The 14,194-nt window shown below is 42.3% G+C and carries 15 protein-coding genes; 7 read left to right on the top strand and 8 right to left on the bottom strand.

The window, feature by feature from the left end; translation table 11 throughout:
• Window positions 1-463: 463 nt before the first annotated feature.
• Window positions 464-2,038 (top strand): lysostaphin resistance A-like protein, encoded by a 1,575-nt coding sequence (locus ACEW80_RS25770; protein WP_373529327.1) that lies wholly within the window; start codon window positions 464-466, stop codon window positions 2,036-2,038.
• A 256-nt stretch (window positions 2,039-2,294) separates the two neighbouring features.
• On the opposite strand, the gene ACEW80_RS25775 is transcribed toward ACEW80_RS25770, so the two are convergent.
• Window positions 2,295-2,420 carry a hypothetical protein gene (locus ACEW80_RS25775; RefSeq protein ID WP_373529328.1) on the bottom strand — a complete coding sequence of 42 codons (126 nt, stop codon included), beginning with the start codon at window positions 2,418-2,420 and terminating at the stop codon, window positions 2,295-2,297.
• Window positions 2,421-2,536: 116 nt separating this feature from the next.
• Here ACEW80_RS25775 and ACEW80_RS25780 point away from each other — a divergent pair, with 116 nt between their 5' ends.
• The 3 genes from ACEW80_RS25780 (at window position 2,537) to ACEW80_RS25790 (ending at window position 6,361) form a co-directional block, all read left to right on the top strand.
• A complete protein-coding gene (locus ACEW80_RS25780; protein WP_373529329.1) occupies window positions 2,537-2,812 on the top strand; it encodes a TM2 domain-containing protein in 276 nt (91 codons plus the stop codon).
• Between the two features lie 455 nt (window positions 2,813-3,267).
• On the top strand, window positions 3,268-5,694 hold the full coding sequence (locus ACEW80_RS25785; protein WP_373529330.1) for a heavy metal translocating P-type ATPase: 2,427 nt from the start codon (window positions 3,268-3,270) through the stop codon (window positions 5,692-5,694).
• Between the two features lie 157 nt (window positions 5,695-5,851).
• On the top strand, window positions 5,852-6,361 hold the full coding sequence (locus tag ACEW80_RS25790; RefSeq protein ID WP_373529331.1) for an FHA domain-containing protein: 510 nt from the start codon (window positions 5,852-5,854) through the stop codon (window positions 6,359-6,361).
• An 87-nt stretch (window positions 6,362-6,448) separates the two neighbouring features.
• Here ACEW80_RS25790 and ACEW80_RS25795 read toward each other — a convergent pair whose 3' ends face one another.
• Window positions 6,449-6,796 carry a hypothetical protein gene (locus ACEW80_RS25795; protein WP_373529332.1) on the bottom strand — a complete coding sequence of 116 codons (348 nt, stop codon included), beginning with the start codon at window positions 6,794-6,796 and terminating at the stop codon, window positions 6,449-6,451.
• 204 nt (window positions 6,797-7,000) lie between these two features.
• Here ACEW80_RS25795 and ACEW80_RS25800 point away from each other — a divergent pair, with 204 nt between their 5' ends.
• Window positions 7,001-7,924 carry a TIGR01777 family oxidoreductase gene (locus tag ACEW80_RS25800; protein WP_373529333.1) on the top strand — a complete coding sequence of 308 codons (924 nt, stop codon included), beginning with the start codon at window positions 7,001-7,003 and terminating at the stop codon, window positions 7,922-7,924.
• Window positions 7,925-8,595: 671 nt separating this feature from the next.
• Here ACEW80_RS25800 and ACEW80_RS25805 read toward each other — a convergent pair.
• From ACEW80_RS25805 to ACEW80_RS25830, 6 genes are all read right to left on the bottom strand, one after another.
• On the bottom strand, window positions 8,596-8,907 hold the full coding sequence (locus ACEW80_RS25805) for a hypothetical protein (RefSeq protein WP_373529334.1): 312 nt from the start codon (window positions 8,905-8,907) through the stop codon (window positions 8,596-8,598).
• A 232-nt stretch (window positions 8,908-9,139) separates the two neighbouring features.
• Complete coding sequence (locus ACEW80_RS25810) at window positions 9,140-9,649, bottom strand: GNAT family N-acetyltransferase (protein WP_373529335.1); 510 nt, start codon at window positions 9,647-9,649, stop codon at window positions 9,140-9,142.
• A complete protein-coding gene (locus tag ACEW80_RS25815; RefSeq protein ID WP_373529336.1) occupies window positions 9,649-9,939 on the bottom strand; it encodes a DUF1778 domain-containing protein in 291 nt (96 codons plus the stop codon). Before ACEW80_RS25815 ends, ACEW80_RS25810 begins: the two co-directional genes overlap by 1 nt.
• 353 nt (window positions 9,940-10,292) lie before the next feature.
• Entirely contained in the window at window positions 10,293-10,538 is a 246-nt protein-coding gene (locus ACEW80_RS25820) for a hypothetical protein (RefSeq protein WP_373529337.1), read from the bottom strand.
• Window positions 10,539-10,631: 93 nt separating this feature from the next.
• Window positions 10,632-11,054: a tetratricopeptide repeat protein gene (locus tag ACEW80_RS25825; protein ID WP_373529338.1), complete on the bottom strand. Its 423-nt coding sequence runs from the start codon at window positions 11,052-11,054 to the stop codon at window positions 10,632-10,634.
• A gap of 148 nt (window positions 11,055-11,202) precedes the next feature.
• The gene (locus tag ACEW80_RS25830; protein WP_373529339.1) at window positions 11,203-11,559 is read right to left on the bottom strand and encodes an iron-sulfur cluster assembly accessory protein; all 357 of its coding nucleotides are present in this window, start codon (window positions 11,557-11,559) and stop codon (window positions 11,203-11,205) included.
• 509 nt (window positions 11,560-12,068) lie between these two features.
• Between ACEW80_RS25830 and ACEW80_RS25835 the strand changes: the two genes are divergently transcribed.
• Both ACEW80_RS25835 and ACEW80_RS25840 read left to right on the top strand, forming a co-directional pair.
• A complete protein-coding gene (locus tag ACEW80_RS25835; protein WP_373529340.1) occupies window positions 12,069-13,673 on the top strand; it encodes a hypothetical protein in 1,605 nt (534 codons plus the stop codon).
• Between the two features lie 127 nt (window positions 13,674-13,800).
• Window positions 13,801-13,983, top strand: coding sequence for a CsbD family protein (locus ACEW80_RS25840; protein ID WP_373529341.1), 183 nt, complete (start codon window positions 13,801-13,803; stop codon window positions 13,981-13,983).
• Window positions 13,984-14,194: the final 211 nt, after the last annotated feature.

Below are 14,194 nucleotides of genomic sequence, written 5' to 3' on the forward strand. Positions count from 1 at the left end.
TTGGGGTTGGTTATCCATTCGATGCTCGCGGTTATTCTACCTGTGTGACAGTCATATTTTACCATGCCCTAGATCAAAAATTAATTAATTCTGAATGCGCTTTATTACCGCAGGAGCGGTCATTGAGCTTGTCGAAATGTCGCTTGGATCTCAGCAGGCTTTGTGACTGAGCTTTACGCTTACCGGATAGCTTGTAAATGCTACCGGATATTCTATAGGACTCATATTTGATTTTTGAACAAACTCAGTACAACTTAAAGGGACTTCTTCCCTACTTCCCACTCCTAGCCTACGCAAATAATTTCAGAAATCAAATCGGATTGCTATATATAGTAATTTATTACATTCTTGCATTTATACCAGCAATTGCATTTTAATTGATGATATCTATGCATCTCTGACTTTTTCTTGCGATAATTCCCAAGGGGGACGCGCTCCCCACTGGTTAGCAAAAGAGGGATAGATGACACTCAAGCGGTTGATTTTAATTTTTATACTGACGCCTATAGCAGTTCTGTTGGCAGTTTCGGCTTTATTCAGCAGTTGGCAAGAACCTCAGTTCCAAAGTCGCCTAGAACTATACCAAACCAATATTGCTCTACAAGCCCAAGCTTGGCAATCAGAAGATAGCAGTGATGATAATTTCCAGGCGATTCGCAATGCAATACTTGGTGAGCAACCCTTGGAGGGCGCTACAAAGCAATATCAAGAGGCGCGTCAATCAGTTCAAGCTAATTTGGACAAAGTTAATACCAAACTTGCACAATTACGCTCTCAACCTGAAATAACTCCTACACCTCCGAAACCTTTACCGGACGTTCCTCCCACTACTAAAACCTCTCGACAGGGACAGCAACAGTTACAACAGTCTGTTAAGCAACTCCAAAAATTACTGGCTGAATTAGACCTGCGGCTGGGAGTTTTACAAGCACAGCAAGGGCAGACGGATACAGCCCTCAAGACTTGGAGCGAATTACAACAACGCTCAGATACTAATCCAGAATTTGGGCAAACCGCCGCCGTATTGAGTGGACTGTGGAGCAATCCTTCCCGTCTGCTCCCAAATGCCCAACAACCGATTCAAAAGAATTTAGAAGGTTGGTTTCGCTCTACTGCTTTGGTTAAGCTATACCAACTCCAGCAACGACAAGACGCTTTATCAGCAGTTAAAACTGCACAACAAGAATCTGCTGCTCAAGCGGTGATTAAATTAGCAGTTATTGCCACTATTCCCACCTTGGCAGCATTAATTGGTCTAATACTGCTGATTTTCTTATTTGCTCAACGCTTGTTGAAAGGAAAAACCTCGTTACTAGCTCAAAATGCTGATGTCCCTTGGTCAACACCTTGGGATGGTGAAACGATTTTGCAGGTTTTTGTCGTCGGCTTTTTCTTCATGGGGCAAATTTTTGTGCCCTTGGTGCTATCGCTGCTACCCATCCCGCGTCCCGTTGCTGATGTGCGACTTCAGGCGTTTTCTGTCTTGGTTAGTTACTCACTGGTAGCATTGGGTGCGCTGTTAGTGTTGTATTTCTCCCTCAAGCCCTTTTTTCCACTACCAGAATTTTGGTTTCGCTTTCGTTTTCAAGATAACTGGTTTTTATGGGGACTGGGGGGCTACTGCACGGCTTTACCTATAGTTGTGATAGTATCTTTGATTAATCAACAGCTATGGCAAGGACAGGGTGGTAGTAACCCTCTGTTGCAATTAGCCCTAGAAAGCCAAGATGGTGTAGCACTTGGTATATTTTTCTTCACAGCAGCGATCGCAGCGCCATTTTTTGAAGAAATTCTATTTCGCGGCTTTTTGTTACCCTCTCTAACTCGTTACTTACCCGTGTGGGGATCGATTCTTGTCAGTAGTTTGTTGTTTGCGATCGCTCACCTCAGCTTGTCGGAAATTCTGCCGCTGACCTCGTTAGGCATTGTTTTGGGGGTAGTTTACACGCGATCGCGCAACCTCTTCGCTCCGATGCTCCTCCATAGCCTTTGGAATAGTGGCACATTATTAAGTTTATTCACTTTAGGTAGTAATTAATACTAATTTACTACTGTGGCTTAAAAAAGAAATATATGCTTTCATCTCGGTATGTAAGGACAATTTATTAGTTATGCGCTTCTAAATTCCCCCTAGCCAGACAACTGGTTTTGTCATTGGTGCGATGGCGTTTCACGCCTGCTGTCAGCGATTGCAAAACAATCCGGAAATAATACTGATGGACTTGTAAAAAGTGGTGTATGTAGCAGTTTTTGCTGATTATTGAGGCTCATTCTTCTGAAGATAAATGGCTTACCTAAAAATCTGTAAAACTGCCGCACCAGGGTTTGCGATCGTCAAATCCACCAAAATTCGTTAAGGAACGCCAGATTTTTAGGCTATGCCGCAAGACATTTTCGCGTCCCTTCTGAAAGAGAAGCACGCTGATTTTGCTTATCCGTCTTGGGGCTTACTTATTATTAAGCAAATACATTTACTTGCTTTCATTACAATAAAGACTTTATTTTTATACCTCACTTATCAAGGAACAGGACTCGTATGACCAATCTCAACCCCAGTCATCCTACCAAACAACTTCTAGCCGGTTACTGTGGCATTATCCTGGGAGGATTTGGGGTTCATAAGTTTATTCTAGGATACGCCCCAGAAGCCTTTATCATGTTAGTAATTTCTATAGTCGGGGGTTCTTTCACCTACGGCATTGCCTTATTAATTATGCAACTTGTAGGTTTAATTGAAGGCATGATCTACTTGAATAAGTCCCCTGAAGGATTTGTAAACACCTACTTTGTGAATAAACAGGGTTGGTTTTAAGTATTAAAAGAATATAATTCGCTACTACACAAGCAAATTCCATCTCCGTGGACTAATACAAAATCCTGGGAAGAGGATAGATTGATAGACTTATTTCTCTTCAGCAACTACATATAAAGCATTTATTTATTTCTATTTATATGCTCATTCTTAAACCTAAACACCTTACCTGGGTGATGTTCCTCTCGTTGGGCTTAGGGTATTTCAGCGTTATGTCTCATTTGGAAATCAACTATTTCTTAAAAAGCCTAATTGTGATCATGCCAATGCAGGTTGGAGCTATTATTTATGTAACTTACCGACGTTGGAACCAACATTAACACTTAGCTAATTATGAAAAATTAATAATTTTAATATAGTTGACATTCGGTCGTAGTCCGATATTTCGTCTACGCTCAAATTAGAGACGCTCTTAGTCAGGCGTTGAATTTCTGTAGCGAATCTAAACACTTGCCATGCAACTTGTCCCAAAAACTCAGCTAGCCCCAGAACTTGCCCCAATCTTAGAAAAAATTATTCTAGATGTTGGGGGCATGAAGTGTGCTGGGTGTGTGAACGCAGTAGAGCGACAGCTAACCCAACATCCAGGAGTCAAGAGCGCCTGTGTAAACCTGGCCACAGAGGTAGCAGTTGTAGAGTCAGAAACTGGTGTGGTAGATGCAGATGCACTAGCAGAGCGCTTAACAGCCGTGGGATTCCCGACTCAATCCCGAAAGGCTAGTGGCACAGTAGTAGGTGAGACATCTACATCACACCCAGCAGAACGACAACGCCGAGAAATGCACTCTTCACTCAGGCAGTTAGCGATCGCTGCGGTGTTGCTAGTATTGTCGGGAAGTGGACATTTTGGTAATCTTGGTAGCTCAGTACTGCCAGTGTTAAATAACATCTGGTTCCACTGTGGACTAGCAACAGTAGCACTATTAATTCCTGGTCGGCCGATTTTAGTAGATGGCTGGCTGGGCTGGCGGCGAAATGCGCCTAACATGAATACCCTAGTGGGATTAGGAACGCTGACAGCCTACATTGCTAGTTTAATAGCGCTGCTTTTTCCCAAAATGGGTTGGGAGTGCTTTTTTGACGAACCAGTAATGATGCTGGGCTTTATTCTTTTGGGAAGGACATTAGAGCAACAAGCTAGAGGTCGCGCCGCTGCCGCATTTAGGCAATTGCTAGCACTACAGCCCCTCTTAGCACGATTGATTGCCAACCCGGAGAAAGGAGGAATAGGGTCTTCTAGTGTAGAAATTCCTGCTGAACAGGTGCGTGTTGGTGAATGGTTACAAGTACTGCCAGGTGATAAAATCCCTGTCGATGGTGAAGTGATGGCTGGTCAAACAACGGTGAATGAGTCAATGCTGACTGGGGAAGCCGTGCCAGTAATCAAGCAACCGGGAGATATTGTAACAGGAGGGACGCTAAATCTGTCAGGGGCGATCGCTATTCAGGCAACCCGAATTGGAAGTGATACAACTCTCGCTCAAATTGTCGCTTTAGTAGAAGCCGCCCAAACTCGGAAAGCCCCGGTACAGAAATTAGCAGATACAGTCGCTGGTTACTTTACCTACGGTGTGCTGACAGCATCTGTATTAACATTTGTCTTTTGGTACTTTTTCGGCACTCATATCTGGACTGATATCACCATGTCTGGTGGTATGGAAATGATCGGCCACGCTACACATGAAGCCCACCACTCCCCCTTATTAATCAGCTTAAAACTAGCGATCGCAGTTATGGTAGTCGCCTGTCCCTGTGCTTTGGGACTTGCTACACCAACAGCCATTCTTGTCGGGACTGCTATGGGCGCAGAACGGGGTCTGTTAATCAAAGGCGGCGACGTTTTAGAAAAAGTACATCAACTAGATACCGTAGTTTTTGATAAAACCGGCACTCTGACCACAGGTAATCCCATTGTCACAGATTGCCTGTTAATTTCAGAAATGGGCAGCGTGCTTCCCTACTCCTTAATCCAACTAGCAGCAGCCGTAGAAAGTGGTACTCACCACCCTTTAGCAAAAGCGATTCAGCAAGAAGCACAGCGGCAACAGTTATCTATTCCAGAGGCTGTGGATTTTCACACGGAACCAGGACTAGGGGTGTCTGCTGTGGTAGAGGGTACAGTTGTACTGTTGGGTAACTGGGACTGGTTGAATTGGCACGGCATTGCCATTAGTGAAACTGCACAACAGGTAGCAGAGGATTTCGCAATAGATGGTAAAACAGTCGTTTGCGTTGCAGTTGGGGGAACTTTAGCTGGGCTAATTGCTGTTTCTGATACCCTCAGACCAGATGCCCGATCCACTGTAGACAAATTGCGTCAGATGGGCTTACGGGTAATGCTGCTTAGTGGCGATCGCAAAGAAGCAGCTAGCGCGATCGCCAAACAACTAGGATTAGATAGCGCTGATGTAATAGCAGGTGTTCCCCCAGCGAAAAAGGCGGCGGCAATAGAGTCTCTACAGTTAGAAGGGACAAGGGGACAAGGAGACAAGGGGACAAAGAAAACTCCCCACTCGATAGTCGCAATGGTAGGAGATGGAATCAACGATGCTCCCGCTTTATCCCAAGCGGATGTAGGAATTGCTTTACACTCCGGGACAGATGTGGCGATGGAAACTGCTGAAATTGTTCTGATGCGCGATCGCTTAAACGATGTCGTCGAATCTATTCAGCTGAGTCGCGCCACTTTCAATAAAATCCGCCAGAATTTGTTCTGGGCTTTTGCATATAATACAGTTGGTATTCCTTTAGCAGCAGGTGTTTTGTTCCCTAGTTTGGGTTTTGTTCTTAACCCTTCTGGTGCTGCCGCCTTAATGGCTTTTAGCTCTGTTAGCGTTGTTACAAACTCAATATTATTACGGCGGTTAGCTCATCACCCGTAAAATGGTTTTTAGGTTTTACACAGATCATAAAGCCTGTTGAGATATTTACCAAGCCTACCATAGCTACTGGAGTAGAACGGCCATGTTCTACTCTTTCAAGGTATTATGCAACTTTAACGCTTATTTAGATCAGCATCACAGCCTATGCTGCGCGAAAATGGCAAGATACGATACTAAACAAATCTTGATTAATCACAGTTCAACCGATTTTAGCAACGATTTGTCAATGGCAGCAGAAACCAATGAAAACCATCTACTGATTCTTGAAGACGATCAAGGTCGCAAAGAATTTTCTCTAGAGCATCCCGTCTACTCTATTGGTAGAGATCGCGAATGTAATATCCGTTTGATGTCGCAGTTTGTCTCTCGCCGTCATGCCACATTAGTCAGATTGCCACGAGGGCATAATAGTCATAGCTACTATTACCGAATTGTCGATGGCGATGCCAAAGGGAAGCCTAGTTCCAACGGTTTGATGATTAATGGACGCAAGATCCCAGCTCACGATCTAAAAAATGAAGACGAGATCGTTTTCGGTCCTCAAGTACGTGCGATTTATTACCTTTTAAGAAATACTCAGCGTTTGTCCCAAACGGATTCGAGTGAGTACGACATTACACTAATAAACCCTGGTATGGCCGAGGATTTAGAGGATGTAACAGACTGAATTACAACTATTAAGGTAAGAAGCCCATCAATAATCTGAGAATCCCACGGTTTGAAGCCGTGGGAGCATCCAACACAAGTACCAAAGCTATCCGGCAAGACTTTCAATCAAATGCCAATGGCGGCTACTTTCAATTGCCTGTTTGATGAATTCAAACATTTGTCGGCAATAGTTATCTAGTTGAAGTGGTAGTTCTTCATTTTTAATCACAATACTCATTCGGGTTTCTGTTTCGGTAGATTTTGATTTATCAAGCAGTACTTCCACGGTGATTAATTTGGGAAAAGAAACATGACCCGGAACCTCACGAGCAATTATGTAATCGGCCGTGTGGTATTGAATATCCAATTGACAATCCTGTAGAAGTTCTACAAGTAACGCCTGAAGATGGTCACTAGCAACAGAAACAATAAATGAACAGGTATAGCGAGCCATAATAGCCCCACCGCCTTACAACACTCCGTCCATCCTATAATACTGAAGTATATAAACGGAAAATCATTAAAAAAACAAAGTTTTTGAGTTTTGAGAGCAAGCAGTACAAGATATACAATCACATCTCTCCTATCTATAAGGAAAATGTCGTAATCTGAAAGTTTGATAAAAAAATTTACAATAAAGGTTTGGCGGAGATCAAAAATGAAAGTAGCAATTACTGGGGCAACAGGATTTGTCGGTAGTCGTTTGGTACAACGACTACACAGGGAAAATCATAGAATACTTGTGTTAACTCGGAACACCGCCTTTGCTCAAAAGGTTTTTCCATCTCAGGCTTTCCCCAATCTAGAAATTGTTGCTTATACACCAACTGTATCCGGTTCTTGGCAAAGTGCGATCGCACTTTGTGATGCTGTAATTAATCTGGCAGGGGAACCCATTGGTGAGGGACGTTGGACACCAGAACGCAAGCAAGAAATCCTCAATAGCCGGAAGCTAGGTACACAAAAAATAGTTGAAGCAATAGCTAAGGCTAACCCAAAGCCAACTGTGTTAGTTAACGCTTCAGCTATTGGTTACTACGGCACCAGTGAAACAGCTACCTTTGATGAAACAAGTCTATCTGGTAACGATTTTCTCGCCCAAGTCTGTCAAGCCTGGGAAGCAGAAGCTAGAAAGGTAAAAGATGCTGATGTGCGGCTGGTAATTCTGCGTTTGGGCGTTGTTCTGGGCAATGGTGGTGCCTTAAATAAAATGATTCTGCCTTTCCAACTCTTCGCCGGTGGACCCATTGGTAGTGGTCGGCAGTGGTTCTCTTGGATTCATGTAGACGATTTAGTTAACTTGATAGTGCAAGCTTTAACTAAACCGGAAATAGATGGTGTATATAATGCTACTGCGCCTAAAGCAGTTCGCATGGCAGATTTAAGCCAAACTTTAGGGCAAGTGATGAATCGCCCTTCTTGGTTGCCCGTTCCAGCTTTTGCGATCGAAGCTCTTTTAGGAGACGGGGCTATAGTAGTTTTAGAAGGTCAGCAGGTCATGCCAAAGCGCACTCTGGAAACAGGCTTTGAGTACAAATATCCTAATTTGCAATCAGCATTAGCACAAATTCTTACAAGTTAAAAGAGAGTGGGGAGTAAGGGAAATGATTTCAGCCCAAAATTAAGAAGAGTAGTTTGTTACTATTCTTAATTTTATCTGCAAGCGCGATCGCACCGCCTCCCTACAAATCGAAAAACTCCACAGCACATTGTTAAAACCACTACTCTATTGCTTCAAAATGGTAAATGGAAGTTTTTCAGATTCAATCGGCTGAAACGTTTACTCTGTATATGTTGTGGGTGACTGAAACTTTTACTCAGCTAAAAACTCTAAACCTGATACAACCTAGCGAATTTGTACTCAGATAACCAAAAAAATGACAATTCCCCACTGCGATCGCTGTAGGGAATGATGGGATTATGCGGTTTGTGGCGAGGGCGGGGTTAGCACGTACTAAAAAACCCTAGAATGCGTGTTAAACGTTCTAGGGTGGTATCCTCGGTTTTATAGGTAGTCGCCTCTTGTAGACGATTCTAGAGTTGTTTAGGAGTCTGCATAGTTAACCCACATGATATGCAGTTATCACTAACTTTTTATTTGCACTGTATATGGATTCAACCCTTTCGTAATCAGAGTGAATCCACCAAACTTTCAATCTATTACCTTGTGCTGGAGCGCTACCGGACATTGAATATCCAGCATTAATCATTATTTTTTCAAACTTGTTTGAGTCTAAAATGTCACGACTAAAACTAGTTATTCCCTGTATTGGGTGTTTGTTCAGGGTCATAGCTACCCAGGTAAGTTGTGAAAATCTTATACCTTGGTAACACTAAAGCAATGCCCTTTGAACTGTTGATTGTACCAGGATATTTGTAAGGCTTATCGTCAGGTACACTTCCACCAATACGGAGACTAAAACCCATTAACCACACGTATAAACCTGGCAATAGCAAATCCATGCTATAAGCAATTTCTCTCATTTTTTGATTTTCTGCAATAGAAGCGAGATTTCGTTCTTCAATTCTTGACAAATGCTTAAAATTGTTTCCACACTGTTGCATTTTTCAATACCTGCTACGTGTTCAGGTGGTTTAACTAATCGTGTAATACCTTTACAACTATCTATCTTACTTCATTTCTTTAGAAGTAGAATTTTTATTATAAAAGACTTTTTCAGATTAGCCCACTCAAGAGCGATCGCACCCAACCCCAAAAGCAAAACCCCGTGCTACGTGAGGTGCTACGGGGTCTAATTTGAGGGTGTTGGGGGAATGGGTGGGAAGGGTTTTCATTTTAATCTACAATGCTTGCTCGAATATCTTTTAAAGTCATCATTAGTGTTAATGGTTCTATTGGTGATGGTTGAAACCCACGTTTTAAATAAAATCTTTTGGCTTCTTCATCTTTAGCGTGAACCAAAATACATCTAACACCTGCTATTTGGGATACTGATAAAATACGAATAATAGCATCTTTTAATAAGCCAGACCCTATACCCTGTCCTTCCCATTTGGTATCGACTGCTAGTCTACCAATAAGCATACACGGTATAGGCTCTGGTGCGTTCCGTTTAGCTTTGCTAACAGCTACTAAATGAGTTACAGATGCGGTTGCTAAACAGTAATAGCCTATTACTTGATTTTCAACAGTTACCACAAAAGTTCTAGCCGTATCCCCCTCATTTCTCAAAGCTTTCTCCTTCAGCCAGTTATTCAAAGCTTCTGATTTAGATTTAAACTCTAATACATCATGCTCATGAGTAAGTCGCTGAGGAGCATTAATAGTTTTTGTTTGTTCTATCATTAATCCCAAGGCGATTTAGTCGTTAATAATTTACGAATTTCTTCATTCGCTTTAGGTGGTGAGTCCAACATAGCAAGGAAATTTTGATATTTTTCCTCGTTTAACGCGAAGAAAGTTTTGTCACAAATGACTTTTTCAGCTTCTCGACAGGCTACCTCTAACATAAAGTCAGAACGGTTCTTACCAAGAATCGAAGCGGCATTATCAATTAAATCCCGTTGTTGTTCTTGAACTCTAATATTAATTACTTGGTTACGGGCAAGGTTATCCATTTTAGAACGGGCAAGCATTGGGTATCTTCCATTTGTGTATCTCATTTAGCGTTGCTGAATTAAGTTTCAAGCTTTATCAAAACAGAATTCAGGAGTCAGGAGCCAGAAAACAGATAAGAATTTTGAACGAAAAAGCGGATGAATCAAGGGGTTTAAGACCCCCACTAAATCTTCTCTTTCAGAGACGCTCTTGCGTTCGATTTAGTGGTCTTCAATCAGTGGCGGGTCTGAATCCCCCACTGATTGATTCTGACTCCTGAATTCTGACTTCTGAATTCTTCTTCAATCAGCAATGCTTAATATCTAATATAGAACATTGTGTATACAACGTCAACACAAAATTTGGGGTTGATGATTGCTCTCCGGCTGCGCTATTGACTAGAGAGAAATTTTCTGGAAACCCAACTGATAATACCGCTGAGAATGGCACCGCCCATGAGGATGCCAATTGCTGGGTTAAACAAGGGTTGCCACAGTTGATGCCACAAATCCAAACCCAGGTTTACTCCTGCCGCCTCACCGATCGCCGCGATCGCTAACCAACCAAAGCCAAACAAAACTAAAAAAACATCTGCGACTAAAACCATGTTTAGCCAATTTAACAATTTATCTTTCATCTAATCGCACAAAGTTTTAAGATTAGTAACTAAGCGATGGGTAAGTTAGAAGTGAGAATTACAAGCTTAAATTTAACTCTCACTTCTAACTCCTCATTCTTCAAACAGCCAATTTCTGACTTTTGTCAAACTCTGCCAATCTGGTTTTCTAGTTAAACCATCTTCAATACTATTTTTTATTTCGTCACTCCATTCTTCATTAAGAAACATTAACTGTTGTGCAATGTCAATGTGTTCCCGCAAACCTTTTTGACCCGTTTCCAGCATTGCTAAAGCGAGATTTACTCTAGCCTGTGGGTCTTGTGGATTTAACTTGACTGCCTTCTGTGCCGCTTTGTAAGCCAGATTGGGTTTGTTATCGAGTAGATATAACCACGCTAAACAAATCCAAGCTGCACTAGTTTTAGGAGCGCGATCGCAAACTTCTTTAAACACAGGGATTAAAGAATCTACTGATTCTCCGGCTTTATAGCCTTCTAAACCTGTATCAAACAGGGATTCAACTGTATTAGTCATTGGTCATTGGTCATTAGTCATTGGTCATTAGTCACTTGTACTGAGCTTTGCCGTAAAGCCTGCGGCATAGCTTCGCTTAAGGCGCAGCCTCTCGTAGAGAAGTATTGGTCATTTGCAAAGGACAAAGGACAAATGACAAAGGACTATATTACACCCCAAAGGACTTGCCGCAACCGCAAGTTTGGTTAGCATTGGGGTTAGTAAACTGAAAGCCACCGCCAATCATAGCATCGCTATAATCGAGCATTAAGCCGTAGAGATATAATAAACTCTTGCGATCGCTGACAATTTTGAAGCCATCATAGTCAAAAACTTCATCATGAGCAGTGATCTTGCTGGTGTCTTCAAAGTCCATCATGTAAGACATCCCAGAACAGCCACCTTGACGGACTCCTACTCGTAAGCAGAAGTCTGTTCCTTGCCTGTCCCGCAGGGATTTGACCTGGTGCAATGCTGCTTCGCTCAACAAAATACCGCGTTCTTGAGTCTGAATTGCTTGTGTCATCTACTTTTTCAACTCCTTAATTAGTATAAACGTTACCCTGTGTAGGCTTGTTATTGCCTCTGGGTTGCCATTGGTGTTTTTATATTCATTCTAGCGGCTTAGATAACACTGGATGCCAAATTGTAAACACTCGGTAAAAAGCAGCCAAAGATTTTTATTCTAGAATTGAGAGACTCAATGTGTTTATCAGAGAAGGCAGAGGGTGGTCACTGAGCTTTTTGTACTGAGCGCAGTCAAAGTATGCTGAAGTGCAGGAGGAAAGAATTATGAATCAAAACTTTCCTTCGGCAAGTTTTAGAGTGAGCAGTTCGACAGGTTTTACTGTAACACTTGCCAAACTACTCACGAACCATACTTCTGGGTATAAAATCCAGTTTAAAAAGAAGAATTGTATCGAGATTCCAGCCTTGCGGCAGCCTGAGAAGCAGTGCAGCCATAAAAACTTAATCCCAGGCTAGCTATGCTCCCAAAGTTTACTTCCAAATTGCTTCTTTTGATTAACTTACTCTATGACAAGTTTTAATCGCTCTACCAGTCGTCGGTTGCAGAAATTAACTCAAATTCCTTCTGTATGGGAGGGCGATCGCCGTCCGTTGTCATCACCAAACCAACACTCAGACTCAGAGGTAAAGGGAGAATGCATTCTTTGGGTAGATTACTCCCAAGGTGTTGTTCGAGGCATGGACGTAGTAGCTTCAGACATTGGGCCAGAAGCAATAGTTCGCACCTTAATGCAAGCAATGGAGCATCCCCAGAGTCCGGCAAGACCTGCCAGACCCCAAAGAATTGTAGTCAAAGACCGCGAGATCCAATTTTACCTGCGGGGGATACTGCAAGATTTGGATATTGCGATTAACTATGCACCAGAACTGCCTTTAATTGACGAACTATTTCGGGGATTTGCCGATCTCCTCGATAGTCAAACCCCCGACTTACCGCCACAGTATGCCCAAATTTTGCGAGAGAAAGCATTTGTAATTTGGCAAACAGCACCTTGGGAATTTTTAGAAGAACAGCAAATTTTCTCAATCGAGATTAATAAGTGGGATGTTGGCACACTCTACGCCTCAGTTATGGGAATGCTGGGAATGGAGTATGGCATTTTGTTTTATCGCTCCGAAGAGTCCTTAAAACTGTTTCGCGCCACAGTTTTAAGAGGTGGAGAATCAACGCAGCATCTAGAAGAAGCGTTCCTCAAGCAAGATTGCCTGTTTCTCACTTTTGAGAGAGCTGACGAAACCGATGAAGATGAGAATGAAGGTGATTTGGCGGATCTGCCGTTATCAGAAATTGACCCAAGTTTCGGTAATATTCATCCCTTAGAAGGACTACGGTCTGTTTTGTATGACGAAGAAGCACTTATAATCTTCGTTGCGATCGAAAGCCTGAGCCGTTTTATTCGCGATCACCGTCGCCAACTTCATGAGGATATTTTCCCTACCTTTAACCGTCGCTATCGGATTTCTTTGCCGCAGTCGGAAGAATCAGCTAAATCTGTGGCTGTGACAGTCTCTACCATGCCGCAGTTGGCAACAGAATTAGAGGAAATGGCAGGCTTTGGTGTTGGTGATCAAGAGATTGAAAACCTTAGCTCCTCAAAGTTACAATCATTACAAGATGACTTGATACCGGAAAACTCCTTCCTCAGCTTAGGTGTAGTGTCCTGGAAAATGTTGGAGTACTTTCGGAAAGGGGTCAACTACCATAAGGCTGGTGAAATCAAACAAGTGGGTGACGGTTTGCCGGTGATCTTAATTCAAACTTCCCGGCCGAAGGCTAAGGCTGTAATTGAAAGGATTGAAGCCGCAGGTGGACTGAGAACAATTTGCTTTAATCCAGATGCTGACTCCCTTGATGGCGATCGCTACGATCTAGGTTTATTACAAACTCAAAATGGCGAATTATTCATATTCGGTAAATTTTTAGATAAAGATCCTATTCATATAGAAGCTCGGAAAAAATGGAATCAGCGGTGTAAAAATACTAAGGGCTACTGTGGCTTAATCATTGCCAAAGGGTTGACGGGCGCTTCCCGTGCCAATCCTCAGTTACGAGATATGATGGCTTTATTTGAAGCGCGTAGGCAAAGCCCGGACTTCGACCCTTCAACATAGCTCAGTGACTACCGTAGGCATTGCTTTTAATTTACCAAATTATTCTCTCGATTGATAGAAGTAAAAACAATGCATTACTGCTAATCTAGTTAATAGCTTAATTAACCTTAAGGTGGAAATAAAAACCATGACTGCCGAAAAAAGAGTAGAAGCTACTGCAAAAAATATTGAAGGGAAAATTCAAGAGGTTGTTGGTGAATTAACTGGCAATCCACAAGATAAAGCTGAAGGTCAAGCAAAGCAAGCTCAAGCCCAAGCTACTCACACTGTAGAAAATATTAAGGATGAACTGAAGAAAGCTTTAGACTAATTTAGCTTGTACACTGCAAATAGCAAGCAATTTTAGTAATGTTTAATAGTCTAACATTAACTACTCCACTAACTTTTAGAAAGTGGAGTTTTTGTATACAAGCAAAATCTCCAAGGGTCATACGTTTCACTTCAGGGCTATTTCATTCTAGGCATAAACCGCCCAGAACTAAAGTTCCTTTTCTTATAGCTAAAGTCCGTTAAAACGGACT

The organism is Nostoc sp. (genome assembly GCF_041747015.1).
GTDB lineage: Bacteria > Cyanobacteriota > Cyanobacteriia > Cyanobacteriales > Nostocaceae > Nostoc.

Coding starts and splice junctions, on each gene's coding strand:
- ACEW80_RS25770 (WP_373529327.1), top strand. CDS start 464: ATGACACTCAAGCGGTTGATTTTAATTTTTATACTGACGCCTATAGCA.
- ACEW80_RS25780 (WP_373529329.1), top strand. CDS start 2,537: ATGACCAATCTCAACCCCAGTCATCCTACCAAACAACTTCTAGCCGGT.
- ACEW80_RS25785 (WP_373529330.1), top strand. CDS start 3,268: ATGCAACTTGTCCCAAAAACTCAGCTAGCCCCAGAACTTGCCCCAATC.
- ACEW80_RS25790 (WP_373529331.1), top strand. CDS start 5,852: ATGGCAAGATACGATACTAAACAAATCTTGATTAATCACAGTTCAACC.
- ACEW80_RS25795 (WP_373529332.1), bottom strand. CDS start 6,796: ATGGCTCGCTATACCTGTTCATTTATTGTTTCTGTTGCTAGTGACCAT.
- ACEW80_RS25800 (WP_373529333.1), top strand. CDS start 7,001: ATGAAAGTAGCAATTACTGGGGCAACAGGATTTGTCGGTAGTCGTTTG.
- ACEW80_RS25805 (WP_373529334.1), bottom strand. CDS start 8,907: ATGCAACAGTGTGGAAACAATTTTAAGCATTTGTCAAGAATTGAAGAA.
- ACEW80_RS25810 (WP_373529335.1), bottom strand. CDS start 9,649: ATGATAGAACAAACAAAAACTATTAATGCTCCTCAGCGACTTACTCAT.
- ACEW80_RS25815 (WP_373529336.1), bottom strand. CDS start 9,939: ATGCTTGCCCGTTCTAAAATGGATAACCTTGCCCGTAACCAAGTAATT.
- ACEW80_RS25820 (WP_373529337.1), bottom strand. CDS start 10,538: ATGAAAGATAAATTGTTAAATTGGCTAAACATGGTTTTAGTCGCAGAT.
- ACEW80_RS25825 (WP_373529338.1), bottom strand. CDS start 11,054: ATGACTAATACAGTTGAATCCCTGTTTGATACAGGTTTAGAAGGCTAT.
- ACEW80_RS25830 (WP_373529339.1), bottom strand. CDS start 11,559: ATGACACAAGCAATTCAGACTCAAGAACGCGGTATTTTGTTGAGCGAA.
- ACEW80_RS25835 (WP_373529340.1), top strand. CDS start 12,069: ATGACAAGTTTTAATCGCTCTACCAGTCGTCGGTTGCAGAAATTAACT.
- ACEW80_RS25840 (WP_373529341.1), top strand. CDS start 13,801: ATGACTGCCGAAAAAAGAGTAGAAGCTACTGCAAAAAATATTGAAGGG.